The sequence below is a fragment of the Klebsiella sp. BIGb0407 genome (genome assembly GCF_024807845.1).
Taxonomy (GTDB): domain Bacteria; phylum Pseudomonadota; class Gammaproteobacteria; order Enterobacterales; family Enterobacteriaceae; genus JGM124.
This window is the reverse complement of record NZ_JANUEQ010000002.1, coordinates 365,578-386,115: the sequence shown is the minus strand read 5'-3', so window position 1 is coordinate 386,115 and position 20,538 is coordinate 365,578. Positions and strand designations below refer to the sequence as shown.

The following is a 20,538-nucleotide window of genomic DNA, read 5'->3' as shown; positions in this document are numbered from 1 at the left end:
TATCATCAAGGTTGAGCCAGTGCAGATTCAGCTGGTGGTTGTTGAACAGCCGCCGGCGATATGCGTGGAACGAATGAATAGAGCCAGCTCATTAACTGACCGCTGAGCCGTAACAGGTATTTTACTGAATCAGGAGCAAAATCAGTTAACTGACGGTAACCTCTGAAACCAAGTTTAAATATAAAAAACAAGTTTTTCAGTGGCTTGTCTTCCGGGTAATCTTTTTGCCATAGCGCCCAGGTATCTGCGCGGGCAAAGGTACATTGCATAAAATCGATATTCTGGCGCGGGGTCATCTCTTCTAACTGGAGCCCAACTTGAGTGCCCTTGACCCTCATCACGCGAGCCGGGAAGGAATACTCTTTTGTACCCCTTTTAAGCAGTAACATAATTTGCTGATTACTCGTTAATCCATGTTCTGCGTTTAATCGGATACCCACCCCGCTATTGGCATAGTCAACCAGGGTGCAGGAGAACAGATGCCCGCTGGCAAGCTTAATCGCAGCGGGCATGGCAATTTCAACACGATGGGCGCGTCTGAGCTGTTTACTTTCTATCGAAACCGCGATTGCGCCACCCAGAATAATCAGGTTATACATTACCCAGATCATACTGATTATCACCGTTGACGTTTCATCCTCCGGACCATAGGCAAAGCGCCAGATACCAGCCAGCAAACCGGACAAATTAAGCAGCACTAAAATCATATACGGACGGGTAATCAGCCAGTCCACATACTCATTTTCAACCAGACCGCCTTTTGCGGTAACGTTGAATTTACCTTTATGCGGGTTAAACAGTGCAACCAGTGTCGGTTTAGCAATATACCAGGCGAGAACGGTTTCATAGATTTCACTCCAGAACGAGTGGCGATATTTCCCTTGAACTCTGGAGTTGGTCAGGCTGGCATGAATCATATGGGGCAAGACAAACAGGACTATCATCACCGCCGGGGCATAGATGATATAGGCATGCATCAACAGGAATGCGAGTGGAGCGACCAGGAAGATCATCCGTGGTAGACCGGACATAAAGTGGAGCATCGCATTGGTATAGCAAAGGCGCTGCATCAGCTTTAGCCCTTTGCCAAACATCGGGTTATCCAGCCTGAATATTTGTACCATGCCACGCGCCCAGCGAATACGCTGACCGATATGTGCAGACAGACTTTCGGTTGCCAGCCCCGCCGCCTGAGGAATACGCAAGTAAGCAGAGGTATAACCCTGGCGATGAAGACGCAGTGAGGTGTGGGCATCTTCAGTCACTGTTTCTACGGCGATACCGCCGACTTCATCCAGCGGTCCACGGCGAATTACCGCGCAGGAACCACAGAAGAAAGTGGCATCCCACATATCGTTGCCATTCTGTACCAGCCCGTAAAACAGTGTCCCTTCGTTGGGGGTTTTACGGAACTGACCAAGGTTTCTTTCAAAAGGATCGGGTGAGAAGAAGTGATGCGGGGTTTGCATCATTGCCAGCTGTTTTTCTTTGAGGAACCAGCCCATGGTTAATTGCAAAAATGAACGGGTTGGGATGTGGTCGCAGTCAAAAATAGCGACAAACTCGCCCTTAGCATATTTCAAAGCGTTGTTGATATTGCCCGCTTTCGCATGTTCATGGGTGGTACGGGCTATATAGTGGATGCCGAGTGACTCCGCAAATTCACGGAATTCAGCTCTTCCGCCATCATCCAGTATCCAGATATTAATCTTGTCTTGTGGCCAGTCGATACCCATAGAGGCATAGATAGTGCCTTTAACAACATGCAGGTCTTCGTTATAAGTCGGTACGAAAATATCAACAGTCGGCCATTGGCTGAGATCCGCAGGCATAGCTACGGGCTGGCGATTAAGCGGCCAGATGACTTGAAGGTAACCGAGAACCAGCACTATCCATGCATAGGTTTCTGCAAACAGCAGCGTCAGACCACATACCAGACTCAGAGGGTCGTTCCAGTTCAGCGTTTCGGTATAACGCCACCACATATAACGGCAGGAAACCAGCAAGGAGAGAACAATCAGCATCATAGAGGGGAATCGCCCCGGCAGACGCTGAACCAGTAACGCAACCCCCCAGAGTATCAGCCAAAAAACGAATTGGGCTGCGGGGTTAAACGGCTGAGTAATACAGAGAATAGCAATCACCATGGCAATACTGGATAGCGTTCCAATAATTACCCAGCGCAGGGTGGGATGCACATTTTTTTGCTGTGGGTCGGCCTCATCCTTTAGCGTGACGGCCTGTGCGCTTAAACGTATAAAGATCTTGTCATAGGCTGCAATAATACGGTTATGCAATCGTACCGCGTGATTAATGAGTTCAAAATTATACGCCATTTTCGAGGGCGTTTTGGTTATCAGTAACCATAAGCTTTGAATGGCATAGCGCAAAATATCCAGTGGCCGTGGACGGCTGGGATCAATATGCGGATAAAGGTAATGGCGATTACGACGAATATTCTGCCACTGCTGGTTTTCCAGCGGCAGGAAGATCCATGCTGTCAATAGCCAGAAACAGCCTAAGATAGCACTCAGTACTGAAGCCTGATGATAACGATAGATTTTATAATGAGTCCCAAGCTGAGGACCGACAGAAGAGGGTGAGAGAACGGGACGAAAGGCTCTCATACGCGCTGGCCTGCCAGGTTAATCAGACACCAGTTTGCCAGGGTTATCATTTCCTCTGCTATCAAAGAATGGGGACTATATTCGCCAACCGGTTTTTTCATCGCTAAGGATTCAGCCATCGCTTCATCAGCATGAAAGGCAACAGGGATTATTGCCTGTTGTATATAGCACCAGACCTGATAGATATCATTTTGTAATTTGCTTGCCACTTGCAGGCCATTCACGAGCAGGAAACTCTGTGAGTCTATAGGCTGCTGACAGAGACGGGTATGGCAGTTGGCATCAGGCTGGGCAATATTAATTTTATAATCAAGCTGCGCGAACCAGTCGGTTGTTATGCCTGCAGGAAGAAACGGCAGATCGACCAGAATCCATTTATAGCGCTGGCTGTCTTTGAGTATCTTCAGGTACTGATTAAATTTATTGCGCAGAATTGAGTCAGTATAGAGAGACGTTTTTTCGCTCTCATTCAGCGTTCCAAAAGGCAATATATCGAGAGAAGAAGTGTATCGCCAGGCGCTTTCCTGCCAATTCTGGTTATCCAGCGTTGCGCGAGCCCATCCTTCAGGACGATTAACCGCAATATCAAAAAAAAGACGTAGCATATTGTCGGAAGAGGCATCCACGACCAAGACTGACTCACCTAACTGGCGTAAAGCCCAGGCAAGAGCCGCAGTAATAGAAGTTGTTCCAGTGCCACCGCGTATTCCCTGTAATCCAATGATCGCCACTCGCTAATCTCCCTGATCCTGCATGAGCTCTGACAAGAGAGGCCAGCGTTGTATTGCGGCTATCAATTGCTCCTGCTGGGTTATATCAATATAATCAATGTTTTGCAGGGAAAATGCCAGGCTCAAGGTTTCCAGGTCATTTGCATTAGTGAATGAACTGTCAGTTTCCTGAGTACTGTTATGCTTGATGTCGTTCATTCCAGAGCGGTCCGTTAGCAGGCATATTTATACCCGTCATAATTCAAGTTATCTCAAAATTGCGCGTTGAATCACATAATTTGTCTATACTCATCAATTCGCTCTGCTCAGTACTTACATACAACTCGAATTATTAAGGAGATAAATAATATATTTTATGAAGCAGAATATAAATTAACGAGATCTTTGGGGGGACTCGCAGGTATACCGCTCTGCTATGTTATTATACGTAAATTATCAGTAGTATGATGACAAAATTTTTAATAAAATGAAATATATTATCGAGGGTAGAGCTGAAAAGGCTTTTTTTCAATAGAATATCTTATTAAGACTGAAAACCTTATGCGCCTTAATTTTAAGTCTGGCATATCGGTTGGTAAGACTACTAACCCACTGTTTACATTAGGTATTGATACTCTACAGGAAGAGCTAAGCCATATGCCTGCTGGAGGGGTATGGTGGCTGAATGTGGATATTAAAAGTGATGCAGTAAATCTTATTAATCAAATGGTTATATCACAAATCTCTTCAGCCAAAGTCGCTGTTATTGCTCCCCCGGCAATCCTGCGTGACGAAATAAAATTTCATAAGAAAGCGGGCCCTGAGTTTATTCATCTCTTTTCTATGCCTGATTCCGGTGAAAGATTAGGGATATTATCCAGAGATCTGATGTGTAGTATTAATCCATCAGAAACTCTGTTTATTGTGCTATTCCCGGAAAATGCATTTGATAAAACAGACGAGCAAGCTCTTAAGTCAGATTTACTGAGTCTGTCGGCTTGGGCTACCGAGCAGCAGTGTTCATTGGTATTGATCAACACTGGGAATTTTATTAGTAAACAATATTCTTTGCTACTTAATGCCCATCAATCTATTTCCGGTTTAGCGCGGTTGATGAGTAACCATCATTATGATGTGGCTTTCTGGTGTAATGAACGCGGGGTGAGCGCCGGACAGCGCCTGGCACTCCAGTACCATGAAAATGGCTGGCAGGTTATTTATGATACCCACAGCACACCACAACATTATGGTGATGAAAATATTATTATCAGTCATATAGATGTTATGGAAGGTACGCCTGAATTATCAGAAAACTGGCAGATTCACGAAAACAATGAAAAGGTTTTTGAATCGGCTAGTTTAGCGAATGCTGCAACCATTATTTTCTATTTTTCTAAACAAAATCAAATAATTGAACTTAGTCGCCAAATACATACTTTACGAATACACCGGGGCAATGCGCTGAAAATCATTGTTCGTGAAAAACACGGGCAACTCAGAGCTGCAGACGTACAATTACTGCTGAACTGTGGGGCGACACTGGTTATTCCACAAGAAGTTTCGCTGCCTCGCAGTCTGAATATGGTCAGCAGCGTGCAGGGAACGCTCTTTAGTCAGACGATTTCAAGCGATCTGGATAGCATCATTCGACAGATGAAGCCTCAGGAATTAAAGGGTTATCAGTCGAAAGAGGTGTTTAGCAGTACGATTAATGAATTGATTCAGGACTCTCCCCTGGCAACCGACCATAAAGGTCTTTTAGTCGCTCTGCGACCACTCGCGGGGCTACGTCCGAACCAGGCGCTGACCGTATGCCGGATAAAACGTATGGGGGATATTATTACGCTCGGGGAAGATTGTCTGATGCTCTTCCTGGCAAATTGTCACCTCAATGATATGCACTCTGTGCTCCAGCGGCTCTTCCCACTGAAACTGGGTGATATTTTCAGCCATTGCCTGGTGTGGTATACCGACGAGCAGATTACCTCTCAGCTGTATCGCTTCAAGATAAAGCAGCCGATAGTGTGGCAGAATGGTGTGAGTCTGATGCCTGAGCTTACCGCAGATACGGCATCATTAGCAGATACGCTCCCAATCACTGAAACTGCTACAGTGCATTCTCCGGTACCTTTTACGCTGCTGGATGATATTCAGGTTAAGAAACCATCATGATTAATTCTGTCGATATTATTCAGTTGATTATTTTATGTGCCATTATATTTATTCCGACAGGTTATATATTGAAGTCAAAACTGCCTGCATTACGAGCAGTGATACGTTTACGTTTTTTAAAACCTCACGCTATTAAACCGTACGGAATCCTGCACCAGTCCTCAGCGAAGACAGACCAAAAAAATGACGCATAACTCTAACGAAAAATCATTACCCTCAGGCTTGCGCTGGCGTGGTCTGGGTGGCTGGAACTATTATTTTATAGCTAAATTTGCGCTGTTATGGACAGGCTATCTCAATTTTAATCCGCTGGAAAATCTGGTCTTTCTGGCTTTTCTGCTGATGCCGCTACCCGCTGGCTGGGTAGATAAACTGCGTAACTGGATAGCCTTCCCGGTGGGTTTCGCTCTGTTCTGGCATGATACCTGGCTACCCGGCTTAGACAGTATTATGAGTCAGGGGAGTCAGGTTACCGAGTTTAGCTTTAGCTATCTGTTAGAGCTGTCGGAACGCTTTATTAACTGGACGATGGTTGGCTATGCTTTCATTTTGCTGGTTATTTATCGACTGATAAGTCCCTGGGTAAGAGTCAGCACTTTTGTCATTGCCATTATGCTCTGGCTAAATATTTCTCCCATTATTGGTCCGATGTTTTTCTCGGACTCGTCAGTTCCACAAGTGCAGCAAGCTACGGCTAATCCTGTTGTTGCAGGAAGTGATTCTTTGCAAGCAGCACCGCCGACGAATGAAAACCTGACGGCGTATTTAGATAAGTTTTATGCCACTGAAGCCCAGCGTAAGACACAGTTCCCTGCTGCGTTGCCGGCAGATGCGCAACCTTTCGATTTATTGATTATCAATATCTGTTCGTTGTCATGGTCCGATATTGAGCATGTTGGCTTGAGCTCGCATCCGTTATGGAAGCATTTTGATATTCTGTTTAAAGAGTTTAATTCAGCGACCTCCTACAGTGGACCGGCAGCGATCCGTTTGCTGAGAGCCAGCTGCGGGCAGACTTCGCATAAAAATCTCTATGAGCCAGTAAATGGTCAGTGTTATTTATTTGATGAACTGGCGCGTTTAGGTTTCAGTCAGCAACTGATGCTGGATCATGATGGGCAGTTTGGTGGTTTCCTCGATGAAGTTCGCCAGAATGGCAATATGAAAACGCCGTTGATGGATCAGAGTAATTTACCGGTGAACCTGAAAGCCTTTGATGGGTCAGCTATCTATAGCGACGGCGCGGTGTTAAATCGCTGGTTTGATACCCTGAAAAGCAGCAAAGAACCTGCCAGAAGTGCAACCTTCTTTAACCTGGTTCCTCTGCACGATGGTAATCAATTCCCGAATGACAGCAAACCGGCAGATTACAAAGTCCGTGCTCAGAAGCTATTTGATGAGCTCGATGCCTTCCTGACTAAGCTTGAGCAATCAAATCGTAAGGTCATGGTGGTCATTGTTCCTGAGCATGGTGCCGCCCTGGAAGGGGATAAAATGCAGGTCTCTGGCTTGCGTGATATTCCGAGTCCACGTGTTACCCATGTTCCGGCGGGTATTAAATTTATTGGTATGAAGGACCCCGGCCAGGGAGCACCGATAGAGATTAATCAGCCGAGCAGTTATCTGGCTATTTCAGAGCTGGTAACGCGTGCGCTGGACGGGAAAATTTTTGTCTCCGACCCGGTAGACTGGAAAGCTCTGGTACAGGGGTTACCTGAAACCGAGAGCGTGGCTGAGAATGCCTCTTCCGTGACGATTAAATATCAGGGTAAATCCTATATTCGGATAGGAAACCGTGACTGGGTTGCTTACCCGGATTAAAAATCTGTCGCTGCCAGTAAGATATCGGTTAACCGATGATGACTGGCAGCGGCGAAGCTAGAGCACTTTTTTGCTGACTCGGGTGTAATCACCCGAATCCCCGATAAAATCAACATCTATCATCCAGCCTGCTGATGGCTCTCGATTAATACTTACGTCTTGTTTAGAGAAGGGTTCAAGCATCACGCTCTGAGCCAGCAGTTCATCGTTCTTGAGCGAAATATCAGCAATAGTCATAAAATAGGGCGTGGGGTTATTGATAATAACGGACCTGGTGGATGCTGAAAACGTGATCTCATTTAACGATTTTTCTACTCCGCTTAATAATTTTACCGGGCGATAAAATAATTTAATCCGCGTTTGCACCGTCAGTTTTAATTGATTAACCCCCTGGTCGTTATCCGACTTTGCTGGAATATCCAGGATATTAAAATAATAGACCGACTCACGATCCTGAGGTAAGGCTCTCTCAAGAAAATGTACTTTTAACTGGGTACCATCATAGGCAGATATCTTTGTTATTGGCGGGGTGACAATAAAGGGGGCGGTGGTGGTTTCCGGAGTTGAGTCAATATCACCGCCATCTATCCAGCTTTGCACTAATGAAGGCGTACCGTTGTTATTGACCAGCTGTACACTGACGTATTGCTTATTTGCCGGATAGATAACGCGGGTGCTCTGAACAACGATGCTGGCATAGGATGGCTGACCGATAGTTAGCAGAATCAGAATAATTAATAGCGAAAATTTGCCCGTGGGCGTCAATGAGTTAGTCATAACTGAATACCAAGCGTGCTGAACTGGATACTGCCCCACCAGTAACGCTATTTACTACATAGGGATAATAATAAACGCCCATATTGACGGTGAAGGAAGAGGGCAGCGTTGCTGCCTTAAGCACTTTGAAAATATCGGTAGCACTCCCTTTAAGATTGACGCTATCAGACAGGATAACCGGAGTAGTTGGACTCGCGGCTTTCACTATTCTGAAACCCACATTTTTAGCTCCCTGAGCCTGGGTGTTGAGCAGTACCGTTTTATCTGTCGAGAGTAAATTAGTGCTGGCTAAAAATACTGAGATATCTCGTGAAGTGTTAGTGCCGCCGATAAGATTGTTACATTGGAAATTTAATGAAAACGGCGTATATCCGGGTCTGGTCGCTGTTTTCAGGGTGTTAATTGTCACCATCGGTAGCTTGACAGTAAGATCTCTGTTTGAAAAATCACAAGTCGTGATTAATGGACTATAGATGAGCGTCACGGGCTGAATAAATATATCATTTACATCTATAGGCCATTTGAGGGTTAATAAAAACGTCACGAGTTTAGTAACCAGTCTAAGTAAGGTTATCACAAGACCAAGCCCGGATGCATCGGTGGCGACAATTACGGCATCGATAGGAAAACTGTTTCCGGCGACCTCAATATAGTTACTCGATGGCTTAGTGGGCACTAAAGTAAAATTCATGGTGAACTGCGTGTTGAGGTTAGCGGCCGGATGAGCACCCGCAGGAATATTTTCAAGGCTGGTATTTGTTAGCCCAGTGACATTCACTTGAACAAACTGTTTACCACCATTAAAGCCGATGGTGGTACTACCTTGTGAAAAGGTATTAACAATAGCGATAGCATTTGAACCTAATCCCGGTGATGTACAAATATAATTCCCTGTAAACAGAGTGGTTTTGATATCCGAAACTGATGTGGTAACAGCATTTAATCTCGTGGAGAGATCTATCGAGATAAGAGGTGCTATAGTTGTTGTACTAGGTTGACAATGAGCCCACAGCGGCAAACTCATTGTTGAAAGAACTATCACTAATAATGATTTTTTTATTTTTTTCATTATTTCCCCCTGCAAATATTCTTGTTTTTATCCATCGTATCAATGGGGTTTCTGATAATGCATTCTTCATCTCTGGCAGCGTTAGTTTTAATATATAAAATATCAGGATAGGTTTTGCTTTTTATATACAGTACGCCTGACTGGCCCACGTAGCCGACATTTTCCTTTTGTGAGTCTAATACTTCAGCGCCAAACGGCAGATTTTCATTATTAGGTAAGTTCGCTCTGAAAATAAACGTCTGTCGGGTATCTGTCGCCAGTTCAATATAATTGACGCTCCCTTGATAGGGGGTGATATGTGCCATATTACCCATCAGGTCGGCGCCTGAGCTTTCATCCGTATTGCCAAGCGTATAACTATTCGTTCTGTAAGGTATGGAACTGCTGATCAGAACCAGACCTTTTTTATTGGTTACCGCAGCCCTGTCTGAGTTAACCATATAATTATCAGCCATGGGTGCATTAATGATGGTATAGGTTTGCCCGGTATCGCCGGAGAAAAGAATATTATTAGCGGTAACAACAGCGGTACCCCTGGCTCCAAGTCCAGCCTGTCGATAAGACCTGGCCTCAGTGGCAGAGGCTGATAATGTACTATAAGGATATCGATAACTCAGGTTACCACCGATAAGGTTATTATTTCCTGGCTGATTGGATGCTGACAGGCTGTAATTGAGTTGATTACCTTTTCCTGCAACACCACTTACACTGAGCAGCGTTTGCTGATACTTATCATCGGTAAAATAACTTCCCACATTGATATTACCGCGTTTTTCAAAAATAGTGATGGGAATACTGATATTGGCAAAATAACGCGTTTCATCACGGCTCTGATAATTTTTAACATGTGATACCGAGATGCCGAATGATATATCGTTGATGGTATTGGAGTAGCCTAACTGATACTCTTTGTTTTTTGCACTAGAGTTCCAATAGTCTCTCTGTGTTCCTGAAATATAAATATATCCGTAGTTCTCCGGTAATCTTTGATTAAGATTAAGCGTGAAGGTATTTTTAGCTCTTGCTCCCCGTAAAGCATCATAGGATATTAAAGATATGTCACTAGATGGAGCCCCTGGAGTATCATTATTCGAGTTATCACGATACTGTTGCCAGGCCCGATAGTTATCATGTGTATAGATAGCATCAGTGAAACTATAGAAATTACGGGTGGAATAACGATAGGTTGCCAGAGAGAAATTGGTTGATGTTGCATTGATATATTTACTGTAGGTTAAACGATAGCTCTGGCCACTCTTTTTTCCGGTGTCAAGTTCGGTCACCGCATGTGTCACATCCGCAGATATAGCACCAAAACCAAAATTCCAGCCGCTACCCAGTACCGCTGAGTGATAATCTTTGCTAACAATGCCTCCGGTATATAGGGTGACTAAATTATTTACGCCAATATGATATTCACCCTGTATAAAATCAGGCTGATAAAAGGTATTAGCGAGCTTAGCCTGCCCGACGATGGCATTATAGTTAAACACCCCCTGTTTTAACATATTAGGGACTGAAGAATAGGGTACGGAAAAGGATTGTTTTTGACCATCCGCTTCCTGGATGACCACCGACAGGTCACCGCTGCCTGAACTGGGCTGTATATCATCAAAGACAAATTCCCCTGCAGGAACGTTCTCCTGATAAATCAAATTACCATTTTGATACACTCCTACCAGGGCGTTTGTCTGCGCAATACCTCTTATCACCGGAACAAAAGACTGACTGGAGTTAGGTAGCATACTTTTTTCAGTACCTAAGGCAATACCACGCATTTTTATCGAGCTAAAGACATCTGCTGGAGTATAAAAATCACCGATAGTTAACCCGGACATTATTTTACTGATCGGTCTGTAGATATATCTGGAATTATTTTTCCAGCCACTATCACCGTTAGAATAGTAACTATAGTTAGATTCATCGCGGAATTGCCATGATTCAAAATTAAACCCGGTGTTTAATGTGGTAAAGAAGCTTTCATTACTACTTCCCCCGTGTTCACTATAACTATAATAATTACTATTATAGGACAATATTAATGCATTAATACCATGACTCCAGAATTCCGGATCGACTGAGCCTTGCTCTGATTTCTTAATGTAAATCTGCGGCATGGAAATATCTAGTTTCATTTCACTGAAATTCAGCTGGTAGTTGATTTTATCAAATAATTCATCAATTGGAATATACTGATCCTGATGTGAATTCTTCAATATTGATTCAGGAATATTTAAACCGAGTTTTTTGATCTCATCTAACTTCATGCTGATTTTCTGCTGGTCGCTTAATTCAACCAGAAACTGACCTTTCCATATAGTATTAATATAGACATCAACTAATTGCTGGCCGACCGGATATTTATCATCAGTATAAAAACGTGACATATCAGCCTGCGCTGAATTACCTACGAGCAATGAAGTATCAAACTCACTGGCAGTAGAATTTTTTGTGAGGATCAGCAGTCCTGTCACTATAATGACTCGTTTGAAATTGTCCATAATTACAGTCTGATTGATTTAGTTTTAAAAACCCCATAATCATCGACATAATTCATTATCAGATCATTACCGTTTAACTTACTGTTTAATGGCAGTGCTTTTGTTGATAGTGGTGGAATCATTTCTGATTCAACTACTGATTTATTTTTATTTTCTTTAGTTGTGATAGAGGCAATGGTTAAATAATAGGGAGAATCATTTTTTACTACGATATTACCATCAGCTAATTTATAGCTTACTTTGTCAGTAATATTCTCTGGTGATGAGGTTAATCCTTGCGGACGATAGAATATTTTTATTCTGGATCGGGTGGCTAATTGAATAATATTTTTCCCTTTAGCCTCATCTGGCGTTTTGGGAATATCAAGAATATTTAAATAAAAAACGCTTTCAATATTTTCAGGGAGTTTTGTATCCAGTTTATCCAGTTTCTTTAAGTTGAGTTGCTGGCCCTGTAAACCATCAACTTTGATAATTGGTGGGGAAATATAAAAAGGTGCGTTAGAATTCTCGGGCGTGGAATTAAAATCACCGCTGTCTGTCCATGACTGGACCAGCGCTGAGTCTTTACCATTATTTGTTAACTGAATTGCCATGCTATTTACCCCTTCAGGATAAATAACACGAGTTCCAGTTACGACAATATTCGCAAGGGCATTCTGTGAGAGAAAAAAGAAGAAGAGTGGCAGTAATGTTTTCTTCATTATGATTCTCCACTAAGTAAGCCAGACGGTCATTCGTCTGGCTTTTATCATCATTATTATAAATAAGAGATGGTATAAACTACGCTAGACTGTATCGCACCCGCTTTGGCCGCAGCGGCAGCTGTCTTGTAATAACTGGCGACTAAAGAAAAGGTTTGAGCTGTTGGCGAAGCACCACTGATTCCAGTATCTAAGCCATTATTCAACTGGAGAGGGGTAGTACGCGCCTGAGTTGTTGACAGACTGAATCCGACATTTTTTGCAACTGCAGCATCGGCTTCATTTACTGAGGTGTTGACTAAATATAATCCGCTACTGGAAATATTGGCAGAGCTGAAATAAATCTTTAAGTTGCTCGCAGGAACTGATGCCGGGGCACAGTCCGAGAAAGTTAAGTCGAAGGTTTTTTGATTTTTCGCAATCACGGTATTAGCTGTGGTGCCAGCGTCAGTCACTGTGATTGGGTTCAATGGAATAGTTAACGAGCTGCTACCCCCGCCGTTTATCGTACAGGTAGTATCACTGATTGAACCGGTAAAACTTAATGTTCCGCCTTCACTATTAGTTGCAGCAAATGATGGGAATGACACGACCGCCAGAGACAAAAGCGTAAGTACGTACTTATTCTTTAACATAAAGCCTCCAAGAGATTTAAACGCCGTTTTTTAAATATAATCTTTCCGTTAAAACCCGCAAATGAGGGTATTATTCAATGCCTGGTTGAATAAAATAACCGTATCTTTTGGTTGATTCAGGTTAAGTCGGATATATCACTTTGTTTTATTTGTTATTTATTTGTTGAAAATTATTTAACAATAACATTTGTATCATTTTTCATTGTTTTTGATGTTTTATTCTGCATTTGTAGCTATTTAATGGTCATTAAAACTGGTTTTTTTAAATTAACCCAGTTCATTGTTCTGCTTTGGTTGTTTTTCTGTTTCTGTTTTTGGTTTTTATTGTTAAGTTAAAAACAAGATTAATATTCTGTTTTTTGTGCCATGCTTGTTATTTTTCCTGATTTAAGTGATATAAAAAGCATAAAATACTTGATGATTTGTTGTTATTATCATTCTTTACTTATGAAGCATGCATTATGCAAATAGAAAACTTATCTTTCTGGTATTGATAATCGATATAGCAAATGTTCAGTAAGGGTACTTAAAGAACAGAAGGTTTAAATTAATACCATTGCATATGAAATCATTTTTTTTGTTGTAAATGAAATGGCGTAAAAAGAATTTCATTGGCATATTTGCAGGTAAAGTTGAAGAAATTGATATCTGATGGGCTGTTACTAATATTGCTATAATTATATTTATGCATAAATTATGATTTATTATTCTCTCAGATAAGTTCTAATACAGAGGGTGTTTTAAGTGCTTATCGTTATTTCGAGTAATGTTTGACGGTCAAGCTTTGAGGGGATTAACTATGTTATGGATGCATAATGGGGCGAGTCAGGAGGGGGAGTGTGGTATTGAAGAAAAAAGATGAGTAAAGCTCCGACAGTGCGAGCTTTACTCAAGAGGAGATTAATTATTTAATTTGGTCGATGATTGACTGGGAAACAAACCAGCGAGAACCGTTATAAACATTGACCCCTTCTGAAATGACTTCTTTATCATTCAGCCATGCAACGCTTTTATTACGTGGGATCTTCAGGGTTTGGTTGCCCTTTTTAACCACCAGAACCGGATTCTCTGCATCCGAGACGTCTTCACTGACGGTTGCGCCTTTAGCCTTAAACTCAGCATTGGCATCAAGGAACAGACGGTTAGTTGCTTGCTCTAAGTTTACATCGAGTGCCGATGCCATAAATTGAGCCACTTCGGTGTTCTCCATTAAGCCACCCAGCAGGCGGCCGCGTGGGTCATAGCTGTAGAGAACCACATCTTCACCGGTATGTCCGTTGGTGGTGAAGCCGATTTTTGCACGCTCAGCAAGGATAGGGCCGACGACATAGTTTAATGAGTCCGCTTTGGCACCCATAATATTCTTAACTTCAGCATCCGTTAAATCATCAACACCCAGCCACTCTTGCGCTAAAGCACGAATTTTTACCGGGTCTTGCTTGGCTGACTGAGTTTCCAGTATGGCTTCAAATCCTTCGCCAGTGACTTTCGCTTTTTTCAGCGGGTTGATAAAACTTGTCCAGTGCGTTTTATCATAATTTGTAGAGGTAGAGCGGTCGCCGATAGAGATACCTGAGTTACCGTGGTCGGTCATGGCAATGATTAAGGTATTACCGTCTTTTTTCGCGAACTCAACGGCTTTAGCGACGGCGTTATCAAATGCCAGAACATCGCTGACAATACCCACCGGGTCGTTGGCATGGGCTGCCCAGTCAACTTTTGAACCTTCAACCATTAAGAAGAAGCCATCCGGGTTTTGTGACAACACATCAATCGCTTTTTGTGTCATATCACCCAGTGAAGGTTCCAGCGCCGGGTCACGGTCCAGGTCATAAGACAGTGCCGTGTGTTTATCTGTTTTACCAAACACACCGACCAGTTTTTTACCATCAAATGAATTGAGCTGATCGGGGGTGTTAACAATGGTATAGCCACGTGAAGTGAGGACTTTAGCCATGTCTTCTTTATCGGCACGGTTCTCAGCTTTCAGATATTTAGCACCACCACCTAAAATCACGTCCAGGTTATTATAGACAATTTGTTCTGTCAGGTTATCGTAGCTTTTACGTGAAGGATCATGCGCACTGAAGTCAGCAGGCGTTGCGTGCATAAATTCACTGGTACTGATAATACCCGCAGACCGGCCACTCAGTTTTGCGGCTTCAAGCAGGGTTGCTACGGGGCGGAGTTCTTCTCCAGCCGGAGGCGTTTTGACTCCCGGTAAATCATATTTTTTCCCGGTACTGGCGATGTTACCGCTCTGGGATTTCCAGCCAGAAGAGATAGCCGAGCCAGCAGGCGCTGAATCGGCAATAGTACCGTCACCATTCCAGGTGCTCATTAAGCCACTTGCCAACGGGTCAAGAGCAAGAGATTCCCCTTTATAAAGCCGAGCAAGCGTGGTGCCTGTCACACTCATTCCATCTGGGATCATAACAATCACATTTTTAACGGTTTGTGGTTTTTCGCTCGTATTGGCAGCTACAGATAATTGCGGGAAAGCCAGTGAAATTGACACAGCGGTATAAACAAGTGACTTTAGAAAGCGCATAAATAATTTATTCCCAATAGAAATAATAAAATTTGTGAGCCTGGATAGTAAGAAAACAATATTTCAGTTTTATTAAAAGTGTAAAAATTTATGAATCTTTACACTTTTTTAACTAAAAATGTTTCGGGATTTCATATTTTAGACTAAGTGTGTCACGTGATATCGGTTGCTTATTTTTGCTTGTTATATGGTCATTATACTGATTTTATTGATAATTACTCATCATCGAGTCATTTCTCACGCCCTTCACCTCTGTAACCAAAATCTTTATTGAATTTGTGATCTGCGTTATTAAAACAATGTTTCATTTTTGATAGATTTTGCGGGTTGATTTTGATTATAAATAATCCAGCAGTTGGATTTATTGATATCCCAATATGCATGGATGATTCTGGGTTATTTCTATTGCCCTCTTTAATTTACTATTAGCTAGCACAGCTACAATTTGATGAATTACGAGTATATATCTTCTGATTGTAGCGCAGGGGTTCTTATGCAATTAACACCATACGCCATAACATTAAGCTTGTTGCTCTCTTCACCCGTCATGGCGCAGACCACCGTCGATAATAATGACCAAAATAATAAAAATAAGGCAGAGCTTCAGACAACCTCTATCCGGGGTGTTGCAGCTGTGGGGGGGCCTCTTTCCAACGCCAGTATTACTGTTTGTGATGCGACAGGTGTGCGCAGTGTATTACAGACACAGGCTGACGGAAGTTTTGTATTACCCGCCAGTGAAATGACGGCACCTATTCTGTTGAGTGTACAAAAAGATGACATTCAACTGGCATCCGTACTTACTACTTTGCAGGCAAATACCGTCAATATCGCGAATATTAATCCACTGACTGACAAAATAGCTTCAGCAGTAGCCACAACCGATCTCGGACTAAAAGGTTCACTGCAGCTGATTGCGGCCTGTGCTCCTGCGGGAGCGAAAGCAGCTACGATTGAAGCTGCCAGTAATAAACTACGTATCGATCTGTTGGATGCGCTTAAGGCTGCCGGTGTCAGTGATGCGGAACATTTTGAACCTGTTACCAGCGCAATGAAGGCTGACCATACGGGAGTCGATGCTGTTCTGGCGCAGCTCTATTTTAATCGTGATGGTTTCAGCAATGGGACAATAACGGAAAGAGGCAGTAGCGCGCTTTACGATCGTAACCTGATGGAGATCCGTAGCAGCAATCCACTGGATCCGCGCTTAAAACCCTGGAGTGATTATAAAACCCGAGTATTTATTGCCGGCGATTCCACCGCCAGTAATTATCCGGCAGAAGTTCTGCCGCGTATGGGCTGGGGACAAGCATTTAACCGTCAGTTTAAAACCGATGCAGATGTCAAAGTCATCAATGTCGCGCAATCGGGCCGTAGTTCGCGTAGCTTTATTACTGAAGGCTGGTTTGACCTGATTGCTGATAATATTCAGGCAGGCGATTATCTGTTGATACAATTCGGTCATAATGACGAAAAATGTAATGTGACGGGCGGGACGGATTGGATTTTCCGTTGTACCTATGCTAATGCCGCAGACGGTACCCCTCGTTTTCCTGCCGATCAACCTGATTACTCATTCCAGAAATCGCTAGAAAAATACCTACAGCTGGCTAACGACAAAGGGGCTATTCCGGTACTGATAACGCCAGTGACGCGTATCAATCAGGACAAAACAGTAACGAGTCAGGTTGCTGGATTGTTTCCTATTACCTCCAGTACTCATATCACGACCAAAGGCGATTACCCGGGTAGCTACTCACAAACCGTTATCGATACTGCGACAGAGAACCATGTTGCAGTGATTGATTTGGATACCAGAAGCCGGGAGTTTGCTAATAGTCTGGGAGAGCCCGAGTGGAAAAACTACTGGCTGGGTGTCTCTGATGTTATCCGCTACCCTTACTACGCTGATGTGGCAACCACAGGCAATATTATGAATCCTGATCGGACGCATTTTCAGGAAAAAGGGGCAGAGGCGATAGCCGCAATTGTGGTCGAGGGGATTAAGAGTGACCCGCAACGTCTGAAAGGTCTGATACCTTTGCTGAAGTAATCTGATTAAGCGGGCTACCGACAGGGTAGTCCGCTAACCGCCGCAGGTTATTTGGCGAAATCGATCAGCGCATCGCCAGACAGACGGTAGCGAACCCACTCACCCTGTTCAATAGCACCAATGCTAAGATAAAAATCGATAGCCGGTTGATTCCAGTCCAGTACGCTCCACTCCAGACGACCACATTTCCTTTCCACCGCATACTGAGCGATGGTTTTCAGTAATGCCTTTCCGGCACCCTGCCCACGGGCATCAGGCGAAACGTACAGGTCTTCCATATAAATACCATTGCGGCCAAGCCAGGTGGAGTAACTGGTAAAGAATACGGCGTAACCGACGGTTTTACCTGCTACTTCGCAGATTAGTGCCTCTGTTTTGCTATCTGCACCAAACAAAGAGTCTCTGATTTCATCGGCTGTAGTGACGACTTCTTCTGGCGCTTTCTCATACACAGCCAGTTCATAAATCATGTCGTAAATAGCCTGCGCATCTTCTGGCGTGGCCTGGCGGATAATAGTGCTCATGGTATTCCTGTTTTCAACGGTCGGGTTTACATTGCAGGCGCTAAGCTTAATCGGTATTGTTAAAAGAATTAAGTGCAATGAAATCACATATTGATGAATATTATGCATCCAGCGCTACGCCGTATCGACCTTAATCTGCTACTGATGTTCGATGCTATCTATCGTCATCGGTCAGTACGTCTGGCGGCAGAAGAGTTGATCATCAGTACCTCTGCGCTTAGTCACGCATTAACCCGCTTGCGTACTGCATTGAACGATCCGCTCTTCTATCGTGAGGGGCATCGTATGTGTCCGAGCGTTTATGCGACTCAGCTTGCCCCTTCTATCAGTTCAGCCCTGATGTTTTTAAATCAACAGCTGAGTCCCCAGCCTGATTTTTCTCCTTCAGTCAGCACCGATTGTTTACAGATAGCGATTACAGACTTCACGGCTTTTTGTATTTTCCCGACGCTGATGAAGCGATTACAGTTTGTCGCGCCTAATCTTAGTTTTGAATTCCGCTATCTGGCACATAGCCCGGCGCTGACTGAGCTATTAGCCGGGGAAGTTGATTTAGCGCTGGGATTCAGTGCCCTTAATGAACATGAACATCCGGATTTAGACGTCATTAACTGGCTGACAGATGAATATGTCATTATCAGTAATATCAACCGAATACAGTTGACGTTTGATGACTATCTTGCTGCCAGACATGTCGTTGTCACTCCCTGGAATGAAACGCAGGGCGTTCTGGATATTGAGCTTGAACGCCTGGGCCATACCAGGAACATAGCCATTAAAACGCCTTCGATGCTAAGTGCGCCTTTTATTATCGAGGATACCGATCTCCTGATGGCGATTCCCCGAAGTGCGGCTGAGAGATTTATCCAAACTGCCCGACTCAAAATATTTGCACTACCTTTTACCGTTGCCCCTTTTGAGGTGAAGATCTATTCACATATCCGTAGCGGCAAACGCGGGGCTACGCATTGGCTTAAAAAGGAGCTACAAAAAATGGCTCATGAGTAGCTTTTGTCGCGTACCGACGCGAGGCGAGAAAAAGCGAGGATGATGAGGTGATGCTGCATTTTGCTCACAGCATCATTGCCCGGAATAAAAACCCATCAGGACAGATTTTACATATTACCCTGGGTGCAATTACTATTTCACTTACCCATAAGAAACTAAGTTTCGCGGTAGATTACTCAACATTTCCACACCATTTTCAGTGATAAGCAGCATATCTTCAATCATAATGCTACCCACGCCAATTCCGTAATAGGGGGTTTCTAAGCTCATCACCATTCCGGGACGAAATGTCTCTGTTGCTGCTGCACTCACAAATGGCGCTTCTTCTAAGCCCACAAATACGCCGTCACCATGGCCTAAATGCCCACGGTTATAATGTGGTAAACCAGAATTTCGGATCAAGGCCATCGTTTCATTGAATACATCACTGAGCCGTACGCCCGGTCCCACGCGGCTAAGCATATATTCGTGTCCCTTATGGACAGTTTCATAAAGCTCTTTAACTTTTTCGCCGGGCTCTCCTACGATAAAGGTACGAGCAATATCAGCGCCATAACCCGCGACATCAACGCCACAGTCAAATTTAATTAAGTCACCCGTTTTAGCAGGAACATCTCCGGGTAACATTTTCGGTGAAAAATCACTCCCTACTGAAATTAAGTTGAAACGACTGTAGTTGGTTTCCGGATACTCCATGACCTTTGCTTTAAACGCAGCAGTTAACTCGGCAGAGGTACAGCCGACTTTAATTAATTGACTTGCAGCCTCGATACCCGCTTCAGTTATTTGAGCACTTTTTCTTAAATGAATTATTTCCCACTCGCTTTTAATAACACGTAATTCATTAAATAGCGGGGATGAGTCGACTAAATTTAATCCCGGAATGATTTTGTCCAGACATGTTCTCCCCGAGTAACTCATTTGATTAATTTCAATGGCAATGGGGGAACCATCAACGCCTGCTTCTGAAAACTTTTCTTTTAATAATGTGAAAATGGTTTCAATAGGGCTGTTAATCGGTCTGGGTTTAATTTCTTTACCGTTATTCGGATTATAAGGGTCATCCACATCAACCCAAATTGGAAATGTCATAATTTTAGCGTTTGGCATTTCAAGCTGTAAGTTTGCGGCTTCAAATTCGTTCATGATCACAACAGATTCAATCGCAGGATCGCGAAAAATAACCGCGATTGCCGTGCCGGTTTGCCTGAAGGTATACATGAAGAAACTCGCAAAACCCGTCAAATGATAGAAATTATCACCCACTGTTGCGACAAGCGCTTCAATACCTTCGCGCGCCATAATTTCACGTGCTTTCGCGGTAACACTTGTTAAGTGTTGTTGTTTCAATGAAGCTAAATTCTTATTTGTTGTCATTAATTATTA

The 20,538-nt window shown here is 43.4% G+C and carries 16 protein-coding genes; 5 read left to right on the top strand and 11 right to left on the bottom strand.

Annotated features, from left to right (window positions below):
• Positions 1-5 precede the first annotated feature (5 nt).
• Genes bcsA through bcsR form a run of 3 tightly spaced genes read right to left on the bottom strand, consistent with a single transcriptional unit; the run spans position 6 to position 3,556 of the window.
• Positions 6-2,627, bottom strand: coding sequence for a UDP-forming cellulose synthase catalytic subunit (gene bcsA / locus M2387_RS08935; protein WP_259048808.1), 2,622 nt, complete (start codon positions 2,625-2,627; stop codon positions 6-8).
• A complete protein-coding gene (gene bcsQ / locus M2387_RS08930) occupies positions 2,624-3,358 on the bottom strand; it encodes a cellulose biosynthesis protein BcsQ (protein WP_259048807.1) in 735 nt (244 codons plus the stop codon). Before bcsQ ends, bcsA begins: the two co-directional genes overlap by 4 nt.
• A 3-nt stretch (positions 3,359-3,361) precedes the next feature.
• Positions 3,362-3,556 carry a cellulose biosynthesis protein BcsR gene (gene bcsR / locus M2387_RS08925; protein ID WP_259048806.1) on the bottom strand — a complete coding sequence of 65 codons (195 nt, stop codon included), beginning with the start codon at positions 3,554-3,556 and terminating at the stop codon, positions 3,362-3,364.
• A 342-nt stretch (positions 3,557-3,898) separates the two neighbouring features.
• On the opposite strand from bcsR, the gene bcsE reads away from it, so the two are divergent.
• Genes bcsE through bcsG form a run of 3 tightly spaced genes read left to right on the top strand, consistent with a single transcriptional unit; the run spans position 3,899 to position 7,330 of the window.
• A complete protein-coding gene (gene bcsE / locus M2387_RS08920) occupies positions 3,899-5,509 on the top strand; it encodes a cellulose biosynthesis protein BcsE (protein WP_259048805.1) in 1,611 nt (536 codons plus the stop codon).
• Positions 5,506-5,703: a cellulose biosynthesis protein BcsF gene (bcsF, locus tag M2387_RS08915; RefSeq protein ID WP_259048804.1), complete on the top strand. Its 198-nt coding sequence runs from the start codon at positions 5,506-5,508 to the stop codon at positions 5,701-5,703. The genes bcsE and bcsF overlap by 4 nt, the downstream gene beginning before the upstream one ends.
• Positions 5,693-7,330, top strand: a complete 1,638-nt coding sequence (gene bcsG / locus M2387_RS08910; protein WP_259048803.1) for a cellulose biosynthesis protein BcsG — start codon at positions 5,693-5,695, stop codon at positions 7,328-7,330. Before bcsF ends, bcsG begins: the two co-directional genes overlap by 11 nt.
• 57 nt (positions 7,331-7,387) lie before the next feature.
• Here bcsG and M2387_RS08905 read toward each other — a convergent pair whose 3' ends face one another.
• The 6 genes from M2387_RS08905 to M2387_RS08880 form a co-directional block, all read right to left on the bottom strand.
• Positions 7,388-8,107 (bottom strand): fimbrial biogenesis chaperone, encoded by a 720-nt coding sequence (locus tag M2387_RS08905; RefSeq protein WP_259048802.1) that lies wholly within the window; start codon positions 8,105-8,107, stop codon positions 7,388-7,390.
• Positions 8,100-9,176, bottom strand: coding sequence for a fimbrial protein (locus M2387_RS08900; RefSeq protein WP_259048801.1), 1,077 nt, complete (start codon positions 9,174-9,176; stop codon positions 8,100-8,102). The genes M2387_RS08905 and M2387_RS08900 overlap by 8 nt, the downstream gene beginning before the upstream one ends.
• Positions 9,176-11,677 (bottom strand): fimbria/pilus outer membrane usher protein, encoded by a 2,502-nt coding sequence (locus M2387_RS08895; RefSeq protein ID WP_259048800.1) that lies wholly within the window; start codon positions 11,675-11,677, stop codon positions 9,176-9,178. Before M2387_RS08895 ends, M2387_RS08900 begins: the two co-directional genes overlap by 1 nt.
• A 2-nt stretch (positions 11,678-11,679) precedes the next feature.
• Complete coding sequence (locus M2387_RS08890; protein WP_259048799.1) at positions 11,680-12,381, bottom strand: fimbrial biogenesis chaperone; 702 nt, start codon at positions 12,379-12,381, stop codon at positions 11,680-11,682.
• 56 nt (positions 12,382-12,437) lie between these two features.
• On the bottom strand, positions 12,438-13,016 hold the full coding sequence (locus M2387_RS08885; RefSeq protein WP_259048798.1) for a fimbrial protein: 579 nt from the start codon (positions 13,014-13,016) through the stop codon (positions 12,438-12,440).
• A gap of 904 nt (positions 13,017-13,920) precedes the next feature.
• Positions 13,921-15,567 carry an alkaline phosphatase gene (locus M2387_RS08880; RefSeq protein WP_259048797.1) on the bottom strand — a complete coding sequence of 549 codons (1,647 nt, stop codon included), beginning with the start codon at positions 15,565-15,567 and terminating at the stop codon, positions 13,921-13,923.
• A 493-nt stretch (positions 15,568-16,060) separates the two neighbouring features.
• Between M2387_RS08880 and M2387_RS08875 the strand changes: the two genes are divergently transcribed.
• Positions 16,061-17,620 (top strand): rhamnogalacturonan acetylesterase, encoded by a 1,560-nt coding sequence (locus tag M2387_RS08875; protein WP_259048796.1) that lies wholly within the window; start codon positions 16,061-16,063, stop codon positions 17,618-17,620.
• Positions 17,621-17,667: 47 nt separating this feature from the next.
• Here M2387_RS08875 and M2387_RS08870 read toward each other — a convergent pair whose 3' ends face one another.
• Positions 17,668-18,144, bottom strand: a complete 477-nt coding sequence (locus tag M2387_RS08870; RefSeq protein WP_259048795.1) for a GNAT family N-acetyltransferase — start codon at positions 18,142-18,144, stop codon at positions 17,668-17,670.
• A gap of 90 nt (positions 18,145-18,234) precedes the next feature.
• Between M2387_RS08870 and M2387_RS08865 the strand changes: the two genes are divergently transcribed.
• Entirely contained in the window at positions 18,235-19,152 is a 918-nt protein-coding gene (locus M2387_RS08865) for a LysR substrate-binding domain-containing protein (RefSeq protein WP_259048794.1), read from the top strand.
• Positions 19,153-19,293: 141 nt separating this feature from the next.
• Here M2387_RS08865 and M2387_RS08860 read toward each other — a convergent pair whose 3' ends face one another.
• A complete protein-coding gene (locus M2387_RS08860; protein ID WP_259048793.1) occupies positions 19,294-20,529 on the bottom strand; it encodes a M24 family metallopeptidase in 1,236 nt (411 codons plus the stop codon).
• Between the last annotated feature and the right edge of the window lie 9 nt (positions 20,530-20,538).